A 14,467-nucleotide genomic window follows, 5' to 3' on the forward strand; every position below is an offset into this window, starting at 1 on the left:
GCTCTATCCGGCGGCGCTGGCGGAAGTCGCTTCCGGCCGCGCGAGGCTCGAAGGCGGGGCCGTCATCCGCGGCTGAGCCGCGCTGTCGCCTTCGCGCTTGCAGCGCTCCCACTCCTCCTTCGCCCTCTCCTCTTCCTTCTGCCAGCGGCGGAAGAGGTCGGCGCGGCGGGCGGGATAGCGTTCCTCCAGCGCGACGAGGCCGGTCAGGCGGTCGGTGCGGAAATGGCGGAAGGCCTGCCTGAGCTCGCACCAGGCGATGACGATGCGCACGCGCTCGTAGAAGGTCATGCCGATCGGCCAGATCATGCGCTGCGTCGCCTGGCCGCTCTCGTCGCTGTAGTGGATCGAGAGCTTGCGGCCGTTGCGAATGGCGGCGCGCACCGCCGCGACATCGACCTGATCGGGCGGCACGTCCCCCGGATGGGAGGCTGCGAACAAGGCGCCATCGAGCAGGATCGGCCGCAGATGCGGCGGCAGCACCGCCGCGACCTTGCTGACGACATCCTCGGCGGCGCGCGCCAGCACCGGGTCGGCGCGCTCGCTCAGCCAGCGCATGCCGACCAGCACGGCCTCGATCTCGTCGGGCGAAAGCATCAGAGGTGGCAGGTCGAAGCCTGCATCCAGGACGTAGCCGATGCCGGCCTCGCCGCGCACGGGTACGCCCTGGCGCACCAGCGCGCCGATGTCGCGGTAGACCGTGCGCACGGACACGTCGAGCTCGGAGGCCAGCGTCTCTGCCGTCACGGGGCGCCTGCGGCGACGCAGGCTCTGGATCATGTCGAGCAATCGTTCAGCGCGCTGCACGGCGGCGTCTCCCACCCGTCTCCCGGTCCAACACCTGTTACGTTCGACCGGGACCGATCGAACGAACTGTGATGTGAACCTGCGGCAGAATGGCTCAGCCGCGCTGACAACTTCTGTCAGGAGTCTGTCAGCAGCAAGGCGAAAGGCGGAGGCCTGATCGATATTCGCGCGGATCAGCCCGGACGGATTAAAGCGAAGACCCGGGATCCATGCCGGAACGATTCAGGCATGGATCCCGGGTCTTGCGAAGCCTGTTATCGGGCCGACCGAAGGTCGGACTCGGTGGGTCGCCCCGAATGACCCATCTATCTTACGAGAGTGAGAAAGCCGGCAGGGCGCTCAGAACGGGCGCTTCAGCTTGCACTGGTCGATGAACTGCAGGCCCTTCTGGCGGGCCGTGTCGTTGAAATAGCCGGTATCGCGGAAGGCCTGGATCTCGTCCTTGGTCATCGCATTGACCGTGCCCTTGGCGTAGCAGCTGCACGGGGTGTGGACCGCCTCGCGCGTCGTGCCCATCAATTGCGACTGCGTGATCAGGCAGGCGTCGAAGGCGCGCAACTGGATCATGTAGGGAGTCAGGTTCTTCGCCGTCGGGTCTGGCGGCGGCAAGGTCGTCGAGCTGCTTGCGGCATAGGCCGAAACGCTCGCCAGAATCGACAGTCCACCGGCCAGAACGACCGCACCCATCCGCCGCATCTTCATGACTTCGCCTGTCCTTCGAGAACGAGCGCATCGAAGACCACGATGCCCAGCCCGTGCTCCGGCATGGCCATAGAGCGGGCCGGAGGTCAAGAGGCGCATCGTTGCCGAGCTGCCGATTTCAGGATGGTGCGGCTCTCACGCCAGGGTTGCGACCCTGCCTGCACCCATTTGGGGGTTGCTGGGCCGCCAGTCGATCGCGTCAAGCTTCGCGGGTGAGCCAATGCGGTCCTTGCGGCCGGGCTCGGCCCCGGCGAACCGCCGCGGCGCCCGATGGCCACGGCATGACATGATGGACGAACCCGAGTGCGACGCGGAAAAGACGGGAAGCAAGGCCGTGAGCTTCCTGCTCCTGGGCGGCATCACCGTGACGATGACGGCGTGGATCGTCTTCCTGGGCTGGGCGGCCTGGTCGTTCCTGGGCGACGGCTAGATCGCGACGGTGCATCCTCTCGGGTGCATCTCAAACGCGACCAGCCCTTGTGCCAATATGGCTCTTCCCGAAACCGCGCTTCCGATTTCGGGCCATGGGTCTAGTCGAAATCGATCTCGGGCGCGCGCTCGGCCAATTCGAGGAAGATGGCTGCGCAGAGCAGCCAGAGGATCGCCAGTTCCATGATCGCCGCTCCTTCTGGAGTATCTTTCGACCGGCATCCCGGCCTGCGATCATTCTCCCCACCATCGATTAATGGGCGGTATTCAAAATCACCCGCCGTCGCACTTCATCCCGATCTCGTGGAGCGCCTGCACGGCGCTGCGTTGCAGACGCCCATCTGGCTTTCGCGGCCCGACTGCTTCATGAGGCAACCTGGGCAAAGCGAAGGTGACATGATGAGCGAACACAGCCAGCTCTGGCGGGCGCCCCTGCAAGGCGGCGGCCGCTGGCAGTACGAGGGCCGCGTTCGAATCGGCCACGGGACATGGGTCGGAAAAGGCTCCGACGGCCTGCAAAGAAGCGGGCTCACCGTCAGCGGCGCGATTGCCTCGGGGCGCGGCAACTCCAAGGTCGTGGTCCAGATCGGCGCGGAAGACTTCGCCGATCTCGCGCAAGCGATGTGCGTCGTGAATCGGGAGGCCGCCATATTGGCGTTCTCGAAAGCGATCCTCGAATTCATCGGTCCCCAGAGCGCTCCGCCGGAGACCGAACCTCCCGAGGCGCGCTGAAGCCGGCGCCGATCGCAGATGAAAAGCTCGGCAAGTCAACCACTTGAAAATGCTGAAGATAACGAAATGGGAACCTTAACCGCGCATTAAACCTCGTCAGCCAGATTGCGGGCATCGCCTATCTGAGACGCCATAGCGTCGGAGTTCTGGATCATGCGTTGCGTTGCGTATCTGGCCGGTCTTGCGACCTGCCTCGCCCTTTTGCTTCCCGGCCAGGCCAAGGCCCAGTCGAAGGACTACTCGACCCTGACTTCGCCCCAGTCGGCGCAGAACTGGTACCTCACGCTGGGTGCCGGCGTGCGCTATCAGCCGGACTATACCGGTTCGGACGATTATGTTTTCCGGGCGCGCCCGATCATCTCGCTGGGCCGGGGCCTGAAGAGCACCTGGTGGAGCGCCGAGGACGACGCGATGCTCAGCATCGGCGTGTTCTCCGGCCAGGGCTGGCGCATCGGCTTCTCGGGCGACCTGCTCTGGAAGCGCAGCGCCAAGGTCAATCCGGCGCTCGTCGCCGTGCCCGCGACCAAGTTCGGCGCCGAGGCCGGCGGTTTCGCGGAATTCTACCCGACCTCCTGGCTGCGCGGCCGCGTCGACGTGCGCCGCGGCATCGTCGCGCATGACGGCATCGTCGCCGATTTCAAGCTCGATGCCTTCTCGACGCTCGGTCCCTGGACGCTCGGCATCGGCCCGCGCATGCGGATCGCATCCGCCGACTACGTCCGGACCTATTTCGGCACCGCCGGCGCCATGCCCGGCACGGGCGGCCTGCTGCAGCGCTTCAATGCCGGCGTCCATCACTACGGCGCCCTGGCGCAGGTCACCTATAGCTGGTCGGACCAGCTCAAGACCACGGCCTATGTCGAGTACAAGCGCCTGGTCGGCGACGCCACGCGCTCCCCGATCGTAAGGCCGTTCGGCTCGCGCGATTCGCTCACCTTCGGCCTGTCGGCGAGCTACTCGTTCGACACAGGATCGAGCTACTCCTTCGGGCTCTGAGGCTTCGCGGGCCATGGCCGGGTCTGCCCTGCCATGGCCTCACCACAGGCAAAAAAGAAAAGGCGGGCCGGATACCGGCCCGCCTTTCTGCTTTTCAGCAGGCGACTGAAAATCAGCCGACGATCTCGTTGCCCGCGAAGAACTGGGCGATCTCGATCGCGGCGGTCTCCGGCGCATCCGAGCCGTGCACGGTGTTCTCACCAACCGAGAGGGCGAAGAGCTTGCGGACGGTACCCTCGGCGGCGTTGGCCGGGTTGGTGGCGCCCATCACTTCGCGATACTTGGCGATGGCGTCATCGCCTTCGAGAACCTGCACGACCACCGGGCCGGAGGTCATGAACTCGACGAGCTCGCCGAAGAACGGACGGGCCGAGTGGACGGCGTAGAAGGTCTCGGCCTGGGCCTTGGTCATCTGGATGCGCTTCTGCGCGACGATGCGCAGGCCAGCCTTCTCGATGACCGCGTTGACCGCGCCGGTGAGATTGCGCTTCGTCGCGTCGGGCTTGAGAATGGAGAAGGTACGCTGGACAGCCATCGATCGATCCTTGGAACGGGTACGAAAAAAGGAAATGCGGCGCGCTTATAGCTGCCGCCTTCGCACCCCACAAGGCTCGTGCGCAGGGCCGTCATGCCCGGAATCGATGAGCCGGCAGATCAATTCGATGCTAGATTGAGGCGTTGACGACGAGGAGCCTGCCTATGCTGCTCATTGGTCTCGCCTTCGCCAGCTGCCTGGCGCTGCTTTGTCAAATCCTGTCCGTGACGCCCGATACCATCACCAGGGATCGCAGGGGCAACCAGCCCCCGCCCTCGGGCGGCGTCGCGGCGTTCTGAACGGCGCCGTAAGGCGCCATCCTTGCGGATGCCGAACGTGGCCTCAGTGCCGCGTCAGGAAAGCGCGGGCCTCGCGCAGCGCCGAGGCGATCTGGTCCCGGTCCATCTCCAGCGCCAGTTCCTGGCGATGCGCCGCCGCACGGGCACAGCCCCGGGCAAAGGCGACGTTGAACCACATCTGCGCCTTGACCAGGTCGACGGCTCCCGCCCGCCCCGAAGCATGCATCAGGCCCAGTTCGTAATAAGCTTCCGCCGACACCTCCGCTGGGATCACCAGCGAAGCAGGAACAGCGCTCATCTCCATGCGTGCCATGACAAACCACCCTCTTGTCGTTGTGCCGGCCACCCGTCCAAAGGCCCCGGCTGATGAATGCGAGAGTGGGTCCGATCTTTAAAATGCGTCCTAAATTTCGCGATGAATCGAGTCTCAACGAGACGTAATCAGCCGGTTAAATCAACGAAGGATTCATCTCGGAATCCCGAAAATCGACGTGATTTCAATAGCCTGATCTAACGTCATGCCGGCGCTCGTTGAGAATGGATTCACCTTGCGCAGCGGAAGCAGCGAAAACCTCTTCCGCTGCGGCAGCTTGGAGGCGGGCCAAATCCCGGATATGGTTCATATCTGAACCATGCAGACATAGCTGGTCGAACAGGGAGGATCGGATGCATCACGGAACCGGATCTAAGCTTGCAGCCTTCGCTGCGCTCGGACTGCTGGCGAGCCTCTCGTCTGCCTCGGCGCAGGAGGTCGTCGGCACCTGGGAGCGCGACACCGGCGCCTCGCGCGTGCGCTTCACCAAATGCGGCGAGGCGCTCTGCGGGGCGCTCTCCTGGCTCAAGGACGAGAAGGGTCCGGCCAAGGTCGGCCAGCGCATCTTCTACGACATGAAGCCGAACGGCGCGAACAAGTGGAGCGGCAGCGCCTTCAATCCCGAGGACGGCAAGACCTATTCCGGCACGATGACGCTGTCGGGCAGCACGCTGACGACCGCCGGCTGCGTCATGGGTGGTCTGATCTGCCGCTCGGTGAAGTGGAACCGGATGAATTGACGTTTTGCCGCCGATGGCGGGAAAACGTCATCCTCGGGCGAAGCGAAGCGCAGACCCGAGGATCTCCTGACCCAGAGATGCCCGGGTCAAGCCCGGGCATGACGGCCTATGTTCAACGCGCCTTCTGACCGAAGAGGATCGCCTTTTCCTCGGGCGTGCTGATGCCGGCGGGATTGCGCAATTCCTCGCCGACCTTGACTCCGCGCTGCACGGCGGGCCGCGCCATCATCGTCTCCAGCCAGCGCGCGACGTTCGGGAACTGCTTGATATCCTGGCCCTGCCGCTCCCAGCCGCGCGCCCAGCCGATGCAGGCCATGTCGGCGATCGAGTAATCGCCGCAGATATAGTCACGGCCTTCGAGGCGCCGGTTCAGCACGCCATAGAGACGGTTGGCCTCGTTGGTGTAGCGGTCGATGGCGTAGGGCACCTTCTCGGGCGCGTAGAGGCGGAAATGATGGGTCTGGCCGAGCATCGGGCCGAAGCCGCCCATCTGCCAGAACAGCCATTCGTCGACCTCGACGCGGCCGCGCTCGTCCTTCGGGTAGAACTGGCCGGTCTTGCGGCCGAGATATTGCAGGATCGCGCCGGATTCGAAGACCGAGATCGGCTTGCCGCCCGGCCCGTCAGGATCGACGATCGCCGGCATGCGGTTGTTCGGGGAGATCGCCAGGAAATCCGGCTTGAACTGGTCGCCCTTGCCGATATTCACCGGGACAATGGTGTAGGGCAGCCCGGTCTCTTCGAGCATGATCGTGATCTTGAAGCCGTTCGGCGTCGGCCAGTAATAGAGGTCGATCGGCTTGGCGGGGGCTTCGGACATCGGTCGCTTCCTTTCAGGCGGGAGGCCTCGCTTCAGAACCTAGGAAGCTTGCGAAGGGTCCGGAAGGGGCTGCGGTGCGCTTTCGGTGCGACCGCACCATGTCTTGAAGGAGCCCCTTCCCGCGCCTGCCTCCGCTGCCTCAAGAGCGTGTCGTCCCGGACGGAGCGAAGCGGAGATCCGGGATGACGAGGAGGTTCTTCGTCTCGTCAACCGCTCAGGGCGAGAGTGCCATCTTGAAGCCCTCATGGCTCTGCACGAAGCCGAGGCCGGCGTAGAAACGATGCGCGTCGGGCCTCGCCTTGTGCGACGTCAGCTCGACGAGGCCGACGCCCTTCTCCGCTGCGAAAGCGATCGCATGGCGCATCATGATCGCGCCGATGCCGCGGCCCCGGCATTCGGGCGCGACATGGACGCTCTCGATCTTGGCGCGGATGCGCCCGCGCTCGGCCAGGCCCGGCAGGATCGTGATCTGGTAGGTGCCCACCACCCTGCCCTCCAACTCGGCGACGAAGAGCGTGTTGTAGGGATTGGCAGCGATCACGTCGAAGGCCTTGAGATAGACCGGGTCTCGCGCCTCTTCCGCAATCTGCTCATCCGTGCGCTTCTGCACGGACGCGCCATGCATGATGAGTTCGGCAACGCGGGGCACGTCGGCCTTTGTCGCCTCGCGCATGCGGATTTCGGAAGCGTCGGTTTTCGTCATAGCCGTGTCTCGTCCGTGGGCGGCGTGCTCAGGCGACGAACAGCCGCTTCGCCATAAGCAGCGTATTGGGCGTGTCGTCGCGCCCGTCAAAGCGCGCCTGCCTTTGCAGGAAGAAGCCCATACGCTCGTAGAAGATGATGGCCGGCTCGTTCTGGCCCTCGACCTCGAGCCGCGCCACCGGCGCCTCCGGGAAACAGGCGAGCGCGACCTGCAGCAGGGTGCGCCCGATGCCGATGCCCTGCCGGTTCGGCAGGACATAAAGCCGCGTCAGCAGCGCCGCACCGTCGCGCTCCTGCCGGGCAGAGGCTGTCGCCACGATCTCCTCGCCGACCAACGCGACCAGGAACACGCCCTCGTCGCGGCCGAGCTGGGCCTTCAGGTTCTCCAGGGAGTGCCAGGCATTGGTGATCTCGGCGACACGCTGCCAGCCGTAGATGCCGTCATAGGTGGCGTGCCAGGTCTCGACCAAAAGCGCCCTGACCGCAGGGAGATCGGCGGCTTCGGCGTCGCGGATGACGAGATCGGCGGGGGTCATCCCAATCGTCCAGCTTGCGCAGGAAACACCGCCGTCATCCCGGGCTTGACCCGGGATCCATGCCGGAACGCTTCCGATGAAGGTTCAGGCATGGATCCCGGATCTCCGCTTCGCTGCGTCCGGGATGACGGCATTTTCGATCACTCGATGCCGAGCTTTGCTTTAAGGATCTCGTTCAGGGCCTGCGGGTTGGCCTTGCCGCCCGAGGCCTTCATCGCCTGGCCGACGAACCAGCCCAGCATGGTCGGCTTGGCCTTGACCTGTTCGACCTTGTCGGGATTGGCCGCGATCAGTTCGTCCACGGCCTTTTCGATGGCGCCGGTGTCGGTGACCTGCTTCATGCCGCGGGCCTCGACGATCTCGCGGGGATCACCGCCCTCGGTCCAGAGTATCTCGAACAGGTCCTTGGCGATGCGGCCGGAGATGACGCCCTCGCCGATCAGGTCGACGAGGCCGCCAAGCTGCGCGGCCGAGACCGGCGAGGTCGTGACGTCCTTGCCTTCCTTGTTGAGGCGGCCGAAGAGCTCGTTGATCACCCAGTTCGCCGCGGCCTTGCCGTCCCGCCCCTTGGCGACGTCCTCGAAATAATCGGCCTGCTCGCGCTCGGCGACGAGCACCGAGGCGTCATAGGGCGAGAGTCCGTAGGTCGCGATGAAGCGCGCCTTCTTGGCGTCGGGCAGTTCCGGCAGCGCGCCCTTCAGGCTCTCGACGAAGGCATCATCGAATTCGAGCGGCAGCAGGTCCGGGTCCGGGAAGTAGCGATAGTCATGCGCCTCTTCCTTGGAGCGCATCGAGCGGGTCTCGCCCTTGCCGGGGTCATAGAGCCGGGTTTCCTGGTCGATCGTGCCGCCATCCTCGATGATGCCGATCTGGCGGCGCGCTTCAGTGTCGACCGCCTGGCCGATAAAGCGGATCGAATTGACGTTCTTGATCTCGCAGCGCGTGCCCAGCGGGTCGCCCGGCTTGCGGACGGAGACGTTCACGTCGGCGCGGAGATTGCCCTTCTCCATGTCGCCGTCGCAGGTGCCGAGATAGCGCAGGATGGTGCGCAGCTTCGAGACATAGGCCTTCGCCTCGTCCGCCGAGCGCAGGTCGGGCTTGGAGACGATCTCCATCAGCGCGACGCCCGAGCGGTTGAGGTCGACGAAGCTCATCGTCGGATGCTGGTCATGGATCGACTTGCCGGCATCCTGCTCCAGATGCAGGCGCTCGATGCCGACGGTGATCTGCTCCGTCGGGGAGAGATCGACGACGATCTCGCCCTCGCCCACGATGGGGCTCTTGTACTGGCTGATCTGATAGCCCTGCGGCAGGTCCGGGTAGAAATAGTTCTTCCGGTCGAAGACAGAGCGATTGTTGATCTGGGCGTTGAGGCCGAGGCCGGTGCGCACCGCCTGCCTGACGCATTCGGCATTGATCACCGGCAGCATGCCGGGCATGGCGGCGTCGACGAGGCTGACATGCTCGTTCGGCTCGGCACCGAAGCCGGTCGAGGCGCCCGAGAACAGCTTGGCATTGGAGGTGACCTGGGCATGGATCTCCATGCCGATCACGATCTCCCAATCGCCGGTCGCGCCCTTGATCAGCTTCTTCGGGTCGGCGGGGCGGGCATGCGCGTTCATCTGGTCTCTTCCGGCTGCTATATTCGCTTACGCGTTACGATGTCGGCGGGCGGGCGGCAAGCTTCCGTTGCACCGGAACGGCACTCGCGAGAGGCGAAAACCGCCCGCCGCGTTGCGCTCCTGCAACCGGATGGCGGGAATGTGGCGTATCTGGCGCAAGATCGTGCAGATTGACGGGTGATGGTTCTTGACATTCGTCACTCGCCAACCCTTCTTGCGCAAAATGCCGGAAACCCCCATTGGTTGTGCCGGCTCGTTACCCGGAGTTCCGTCATGTCACGCAGCCGTTTCATCGGTCTGGTGCTCACCGCCGCCTTCACGTCGACCGCGCTCACCGCTTTCGACGCTGCCGCGCAGGGAGCTCCGCCGGCTCCTCCGGTGCAGGTCGCCAATCCGCTCGCCAAGCGCATCACCAACTGGGACGAGTTCACCGGCCGGTTCGAGGCCAGTGATCAGGTCGAGGTGCGCGCCCGCGTCTCCGGCTTCATCGACAGCGTGCATTTCCGCGACGGCGCGCTGATCCAGAAGGGCGACCTGCTCTTTACCATCGATCAGCGGCCTTACAAACTGGCCGTCGACGTCGCTCGCGCCGATGTCGCCCGCGCCAAGGCGCAGGTCGAACTCGCCCAGAACGAGGTCGAGCGCGCCGAGGGCCTGACGCAGAACCGCACGATCACGGCGCGCGACGTCGACCAGCGCCGCGCCAACCTGAACAGCGCGATCGGCACCCAACAGGGCGCCGAGGCCACCCTCAAGAACGCCCAGCTCAATCTCGAATGGACCGAGGTGCGTGCACCGATCGCGGGGCGCATCTCGAACCGCCGCGTCGATCCCGGCAACCTGATCGCCGGCGGCCAGTCGGGCGCGACGCTGCTGACGACCATCGTCGCGGTCGACCCGATCTATTTCACCTTCGACGTCTCGGAAGCCGACTTCCTGCGCTATGCGCGGATGAGCAACCCGCGCGACGGGGCCAGCCGGGATGCGGGAACCGTTGTCGAGGTGCGCCTGTCCGACGAGCCGAAATGGGGCCGCCGCGGCAAGGTCAACTTCCTCGACAACGCGCTCAACGCCCGCTCGGCGACGATCCGCGGCCGCGCCGTGTTCGACAACAAGGACCAGTTCCTGACGCCCGGCACCTTCGGCCGCCTGCGCTTCTTCGCCGGCGAATCCGACGCGCTGCTGGTGCCGGACACGGTCATCGCCTCGGACCAGGCCCACAAGATCGTGCTCACGGTCGGCCCCGAGAACAAGGTCGTGCCCAAGTCGGTCGTGCTCGGCCCGCTCAGCGAGGGCCTGCGGGTGATCCGCTCCGGCTTGACGCCCGAGGACAAGGTGATCGTCGGCGGCAACGCCAACCCGATGGTCCGTCCGGGCGTCGCGGTGACGCCGCAGCCCGGCGAGATCAAGGTCGCGACGACCAACTGAGCGCCTGCCGCGCCGGCTTTCCCTGAAAGCCGGCGCCCGCCTCTCGGGCCAATCCTGGCCCGGCACTGAATCATGGACGCCACCGGGCGCCCACCCGCCTTATTACGGCCAGGACATTCCCATGTTCCGCTTCGCCCATTTCTTCATCGACCGGCCGATCTTCGCCACCGTTCTCTCGGTGCTGCTGACGATCGCCGGCGCCATCGCGCAGCGCTCGCTGCCGATCGCCGAATATCCCGAGATTGCGCCGCCCACGGTCTCGATCACCGCAACCTATCCCGGCGCCTCGGCCGAGACGGTCGCCGCCACGGTGGCGACCCCGATCGAGCAGGAGGTGAACGGCGTCGACGACATGCTCTACATCACCTCGCAGTCGACCGGCGACGGGCGGGTGACGATCAACGTCGTCTTCAAGGGCGGCACCGACATCGACCAGGCGCAGGTGCTGGTGCAGAACCGCGTCTCGCAGGCCGAGGCACGCCTGCCGCAGGATGTGCGCGCGCTCGGCATCCAGGTCCGCAAGGCTTCGCCCGACTTCCTGATGGTCATCAACATGATCTCGCCGGACGGGTCGCGCGACGCGCAGTACATCTCCAACTACGCCTCGCTCTACGTGAAGGACGTGCTGACCCGCGTCGACGGCGTCGGCGACGTGCAGGTCTTCGGCGCGCGCGACTTCTCGATGCGCATCTGGCTCGACCCCGCCAAGGTCGCCGCGCGCAACCTGACCGGCGCCGACGTTGTCGCGGCGCTCAGGGCGGCGAACGTGCAGGTCGCGGCCGGCGCGCTCAACCAGCCGCCGGCGAAGTCGGACGAGGCCTTCCAGCTCTCGGTCAACACGCTCGGCCGCCTGACCGACGTCTCCGAATTCGAAAGCATCGTCGTCCGCTCGGACGCCGATGGCGGCACGATCCGCGTCCGCGACATCGCCCGCGTCGAGCTCGGCTCGCAGGACTACACCACCAACGCCTATCTCGATAACAAGAACACCGTCGCCATCGGCGTCTTCCAGCGGCCGGGCTCGAACGCGCTCGCGACCTCCGACAAGCTGATCTCGACCATGGCCGAGATGGCCAAGCAGTTCCCGGTCGGCCTCGAGCACCGCATCATCTACAACCCGACCGAGTTCATCGGCGAATCCGTCGACGCGGTGGTGCACACACTGCTCGAAGCGATCGTGCTCGTCGTGATCGTGGTCATCCTGTTCCTGCAGACCTGGCGCGCCGCGATCATCCCGATCGTCGCGATCCCGGTCTCGCTGGTCGGCACCTTCCTGGTGATGAGCGCGGTCGGCATCTCCTTCAACACGATCTCGCTGCTGGCGCTGGTTCTTGCCATCGGCATCGTCGTCGACGACGCGATCGTCGTGGTGGAGAATGTCGAGCGCTATCTCGCCGAGGGGCTCACGCCCAAGGAAGCCGCGCACAAGACCATGGACGAGGTCGGCGGCGCGCTGCTCGCGATCGCGCTCGTGCTCTGCGCGGTGTTCATCCCGACCGCCTTCATCAGCGGCCTGCAGGGCACGTTCTACCAGCAGTTCGCGGTGACGATCGCGGCCTCGACGGCGATCTCCTGCTTCGTGTCGCTGACGCTGTCGCCGGCGATGTCGGCGGTGCTGCTCAAGGCGCACAAGAAGCATGACCCGAACGAGCAGCACGGGTTCTTCTACAAGCTGGGCGCACCGGTCCGCTGGTTCTTCCACTATTTCAACGCCGGCTTCGACTGGCTGTCGCGCAGCTATGGGCGCGTCACCTCGCGCCTCATCCGCATCGCGGTGATCCTGCTGATCGTCTATTCCGGCCTAATCGCCGCCACGGTCTGGGACATCCGCAGAACGCCAACCGGCCTCGTGCCGCAGCTCGACCGCGGCTATTTCATTGCCGTGCTGCAGTTGCCGCCCGGCTCCTCGCTGGAGCGTACGGACGCCGTGCTGCGCAAGGCGAACGAGATCCTGCTGTCCCGCCCCGGCGTGGCGCATACCGTCGCCTTCGCCGGCCTCGACGGCGCGACCTTCACGATCGCGCCGAATACCGGCGTCGCCTTCGTGACACTCTCCCCCTTCGCCGACCGCGTGAAGGCCGGGCTGACGACGCAGGGCATCTTCGCCGATCTCCGACAGCAGATGTTCGGCATCTCGGAAGCCTTCACCCTGCTGATCGAGCCGCCGGCCATCCCGGGCATCGGCACCGGCGGCGGCCTCAAGGGCTATGTGCAGGATCGTAGCGGGCGCGGGCTCGCGGCGCTCGAAGGCGCGGCCTGGATCGTCGCCGGCTCGGCCGGGCAGGTCCCGGGCATCCAGCAGCCCTTCACGCTGTTCTCGACCAAGACGCCGCAGATCTATGCCGATATCGACCGCACCAAGGCGGAGATGCTCGGCGTGCCGGTGACGCGCATCTTCGAGACGCTGTCGATCTATATGGGATCGGCCTATATCAACGACTTCAACCTGCTGGGCCGGACCTATCGCGTGACGGCGCAGGCGGACAACCCGTTCCGCCTGACCACGCGCGACGTCGCCAATCTCAAGACCCGCAACGCGGATGGCGAGATGGTGCCGATCGGTTCGGTCGCGTCCTTCCAGGACACGACCGGCGCCTATCGCGTGCCGCGCTACAACCTCTATCCGGCAGCGGAGGTGCAGCTCTCGATGGCGCATGGCTATTCGACCGGCCAGGGCATCGAGGCGGTCGAGAAGATCGCGGCGGAGCGCCTCCCGGCCGGCTTCGGCTTCGAATGGACCGAGATCGCGCTGCAGGAGAAGCTCGCGGGCAACACGGCGATCATCGCCTTCGGGCTCGCGGTGGTGTTCGTCTTCCTGCTGCTGGCGGCGCTCTACGAGAGCTGGCTGCTGCCGCTCTCGGTCATCCTGATCGTGCCGATGTGTATCCTGGCGGCGATGTTCGGGGTGAATTACGCCAATCTCGACCGCAATATCCTGGTCGATATCGGCCTGGTGGTGCTGGTGGGCCTCGCCGCGAAGAACGCGATCCTGATCGTCGAGTTCGCCAAGCAGGCCGAGGACGAGGGCATGCACCGCCGCGACGCGGCGATCGCCGCCGCCCGCACCCGCCTGCGGCCGATCCTGATGACCTCGATGGCCTTCATCCTCGGCGTGCTGCCGCTGACGATCTCGGTCGGCGCCGGCGCGGAGATGCGCCAGGCGATGGGCATCGCGGTGTTCTCCGGCATGCTCGGCGTCACCTTCTTCGGCCTGATCTTCACGCCGGTGTTCTACGTGATGGTGCGCTGGCTGGCGGATCTCGGCGGAAAGCGGCGCAAGGCTGCGGCGGCCCAGCCGCCGGTGACACCGACGGCGGCTCACTGACGCCGCGGCGCAACCACGACAACCGATCTGAAAAGGGGCCGCTCAGCGGCCCCTTTTTTCGTCTTACGATATTTGGAGCAGCGCCTTCCGAACTCGGGCGGGAAGCGGTCAGACCAGCCGCTTCGCCACCGCCCGGCAGATCAGCGCGAGGCCGAGAGCAATGGCGGCTCCGATAGCTCGCGCGGCTGGATCGGGGATCGCCTCTCCCCGCAGGAGCTGGACGACCGTCAGCAAAATCATCAGCGCGACGACGACAGCGAGTATGGCGGCAAGCGCCGTCAGACAGGCATAGGTCATGACGCGGCTGAAGATCATCGCCGTTTCCTCGGAGAAAGCCACCTACCCTAACGACCAAGGAACGGGCATGTCATCCCGGGTGCGCCAAGCAAGACCCGTGATCACGTCCGGAACGGCCCGGCATGCCCTCCGAACCGGCACGGCTTCGCTGCCGATCCGGGATGGCCAGCGCGTTTCAAAGCTGTGT

15 protein-coding genes are annotated in these 14,467 nt (G+C 65.7%); 6 read left to right on the forward strand and 9 right to left on the reverse strand.

The genetic code is table 11. The annotated features are described in order from the left end of the window. Positions 1-3 precede the first annotated feature (3 nt). Both JHD80_RS12055 and JHD80_RS12060 read right to left on the reverse strand, forming a co-directional pair. Positions 4-804: an HTH domain-containing protein gene (locus JHD80_RS12055; RefSeq protein WP_199087409.1), complete on the reverse strand. Its 801-nt coding sequence runs from the start codon at positions 802-804 to the stop codon at positions 4-6. Between the two features lie 339 nt (positions 805-1,143). Continuing rightward, a complete protein-coding gene (locus JHD80_RS12060; protein WP_142115313.1) occupies positions 1,144-1,506 on the reverse strand; it encodes a hypothetical protein in 363 nt (120 codons plus the stop codon). A gap of 612 nt (positions 1,507-2,118) precedes the next feature. Between JHD80_RS12060 and JHD80_RS12065 the strand changes: the two genes are divergently transcribed. Together JHD80_RS12065 and JHD80_RS12070 are read left to right on the forward strand one after the other, a co-directional pair. After that, positions 2,119-2,667 (forward strand): hypothetical protein, encoded by a 549-nt coding sequence (locus JHD80_RS12065; RefSeq protein WP_199087410.1) that lies wholly within the window; start codon positions 2,119-2,121, stop codon positions 2,665-2,667. A gap of 153 nt (positions 2,668-2,820) precedes the next feature. Next, positions 2,821-3,663, forward strand: a complete 843-nt coding sequence (locus JHD80_RS12070; protein WP_199087412.1) for a MipA/OmpV family protein — start codon at positions 2,821-2,823, stop codon at positions 3,661-3,663. A 112-nt stretch (positions 3,664-3,775) separates the two neighbouring features. Here the strand turns inward: JHD80_RS12070 and ndk are convergent, their stop codons facing one another. Then, complete coding sequence (gene ndk, locus JHD80_RS12075) at positions 3,776-4,198, reverse strand: nucleoside-diphosphate kinase (protein ID WP_199087414.1); 423 nt, start codon at positions 4,196-4,198, stop codon at positions 3,776-3,778. A gap of 164 nt (positions 4,199-4,362) precedes the next feature. Here ndk and JHD80_RS29125 point away from each other — a divergent pair, with 164 nt between their 5' ends. After that, positions 4,363-4,497, forward strand: a complete 135-nt coding sequence (locus tag JHD80_RS29125) for a hypothetical protein (protein WP_282568384.1) — start codon at positions 4,363-4,365, stop codon at positions 4,495-4,497. A 43-nt stretch (positions 4,498-4,540) separates the two neighbouring features. Here the strand turns inward: JHD80_RS29125 and JHD80_RS12080 are convergent, their stop codons facing one another. Further along, entirely contained in the window at positions 4,541-4,810 is a 270-nt protein-coding gene (locus tag JHD80_RS12080; RefSeq protein WP_248311519.1) for a hypothetical protein, read from the reverse strand. Between the two features lie 353 nt (positions 4,811-5,163). On the opposite strand from JHD80_RS12080, the gene JHD80_RS12085 reads away from it, so the two are divergent. Beyond that, complete coding sequence (locus JHD80_RS12085) at positions 5,164-5,550, forward strand: DUF2147 domain-containing protein (protein WP_199087416.1); 387 nt, start codon at positions 5,164-5,166, stop codon at positions 5,548-5,550. A 112-nt stretch (positions 5,551-5,662) separates the two neighbouring features. Here the strand turns inward: JHD80_RS12085 and JHD80_RS12090 are convergent, their stop codons facing one another. The 4 genes from JHD80_RS12090 to gatB form a co-directional block, all read right to left on the reverse strand. Beyond that, complete coding sequence (locus JHD80_RS12090) at positions 5,663-6,370, reverse strand: glutathione S-transferase N-terminal domain-containing protein (RefSeq protein ID WP_199087418.1); 708 nt, start codon at positions 6,368-6,370, stop codon at positions 5,663-5,665. Positions 6,371-6,584: 214 nt separating this feature from the next. Further along, the gene (locus tag JHD80_RS12095; protein WP_199087419.1) at positions 6,585-7,073 is read right to left on the reverse strand and encodes a GNAT family N-acetyltransferase; all 489 of its coding nucleotides are present in this window, start codon (positions 7,071-7,073) and stop codon (positions 6,585-6,587) included. A gap of 28 nt (positions 7,074-7,101) precedes the next feature. Then, positions 7,102-7,608: a GNAT family N-acetyltransferase gene (locus tag JHD80_RS12100; RefSeq protein WP_199087421.1), complete on the reverse strand. Its 507-nt coding sequence runs from the start codon at positions 7,606-7,608 to the stop codon at positions 7,102-7,104. Between the two features lie 140 nt (positions 7,609-7,748). Further along, positions 7,749-9,230 carry an Asp-tRNA(Asn)/Glu-tRNA(Gln) amidotransferase subunit GatB gene (gene gatB, locus JHD80_RS12105; RefSeq protein ID WP_199087424.1) on the reverse strand — a complete coding sequence of 494 codons (1,482 nt, stop codon included), beginning with the start codon at positions 9,228-9,230 and terminating at the stop codon, positions 7,749-7,751. 273 nt (positions 9,231-9,503) lie between these two features. On the opposite strand from gatB, the gene JHD80_RS12110 reads away from it, so the two are divergent. Continuing rightward, positions 9,504-10,658, forward strand: a complete 1,155-nt coding sequence (locus JHD80_RS12110; RefSeq protein ID WP_199087426.1) for an efflux RND transporter periplasmic adaptor subunit — start codon at positions 9,504-9,506, stop codon at positions 10,656-10,658. Between the two features lie 121 nt (positions 10,659-10,779). Next, positions 10,780-13,983, forward strand: coding sequence for an efflux RND transporter permease subunit (locus JHD80_RS12115; RefSeq protein ID WP_199087428.1), 3,204 nt, complete (start codon positions 10,780-10,782; stop codon positions 13,981-13,983). A 108-nt stretch (positions 13,984-14,091) separates the two neighbouring features. Here the strand turns inward: JHD80_RS12115 and JHD80_RS12120 are convergent, their stop codons facing one another. Further along, positions 14,092-14,298 carry a hypothetical protein gene (locus tag JHD80_RS12120; protein WP_199087430.1) on the reverse strand — a complete coding sequence of 69 codons (207 nt, stop codon included), beginning with the start codon at positions 14,296-14,298 and terminating at the stop codon, positions 14,092-14,094. Positions 14,299-14,467: the final 169 nt, after the last annotated feature.

The organism is Allobosea sp. ASV33 (genome assembly GCF_016428755.1).
In the GTDB taxonomy this organism is placed as follows: Bacteria; Pseudomonadota; Alphaproteobacteria; order Rhizobiales; family Beijerinckiaceae; genus Allobosea.

What these genes read in the sequence shown, in the direction of transcription:
- JHD80_RS12060 (WP_142115313.1), bottom strand. Translation starts at nt 1,506, where the DNA reads ATGAAGATGCGGCGGATGGGTGCGGTCGTTCTGGCCGGTGGACTGTCG.
- JHD80_RS12065 (WP_199087410.1), top strand. Translation starts at nt 2,119, where the DNA reads ATGATCGCCGCTCCTTCTGGAGTATCTTTCGACCGGCATCCCGGCCTG.
- JHD80_RS12070 (WP_199087412.1), top strand. Translation starts at nt 2,821, where the DNA reads ATGCGTTGCGTTGCGTATCTGGCCGGTCTTGCGACCTGCCTCGCCCTT.
- ndk (WP_199087414.1), bottom strand. Translation starts at nt 4,198, where the DNA reads ATGGCTGTCCAGCGTACCTTCTCCATTCTCAAGCCCGACGCGACGAAG.
- JHD80_RS29125 (WP_282568384.1), top strand. Translation starts at nt 4,363, where the DNA reads ATGCTGCTCATTGGTCTCGCCTTCGCCAGCTGCCTGGCGCTGCTTTGT.
- JHD80_RS12080 (WP_248311519.1), bottom strand. Translation starts at nt 4,810, where the DNA reads ATGGCACGCATGGAGATGAGCGCTGTTCCTGCTTCGCTGGTGATCCCA.
- JHD80_RS12085 (WP_199087416.1), top strand. Translation starts at nt 5,164, where the DNA reads ATGCATCACGGAACCGGATCTAAGCTTGCAGCCTTCGCTGCGCTCGGA.
- JHD80_RS12090 (WP_199087418.1), bottom strand. Translation starts at nt 6,370, where the DNA reads ATGTCCGAAGCCCCCGCCAAGCCGATCGACCTCTATTACTGGCCGACG.
- JHD80_RS12095 (WP_199087419.1), bottom strand. Translation starts at nt 7,073, where the DNA reads ATGACGAAAACCGACGCTTCCGAAATCCGCATGCGCGAGGCGACAAAG.
- JHD80_RS12100 (WP_199087421.1), bottom strand. Translation starts at nt 7,608, where the DNA reads ATGACCCCCGCCGATCTCGTCATCCGCGACGCCGAAGCCGCCGATCTC.
- gatB (WP_199087424.1), bottom strand. Translation starts at nt 9,230, where the DNA reads ATGAACGCGCATGCCCGCCCCGCCGACCCGAAGAAGCTGATCAAGGGC.
- JHD80_RS12110 (WP_199087426.1), top strand. Translation starts at nt 9,504, where the DNA reads ATGTCACGCAGCCGTTTCATCGGTCTGGTGCTCACCGCCGCCTTCACG.
- JHD80_RS12115 (WP_199087428.1), top strand. Translation starts at nt 10,780, where the DNA reads ATGTTCCGCTTCGCCCATTTCTTCATCGACCGGCCGATCTTCGCCACC.
- JHD80_RS12120 (WP_199087430.1), bottom strand. Translation starts at nt 14,298, where the DNA reads ATGATCTTCAGCCGCGTCATGACCTATGCCTGTCTGACGGCGCTTGCC.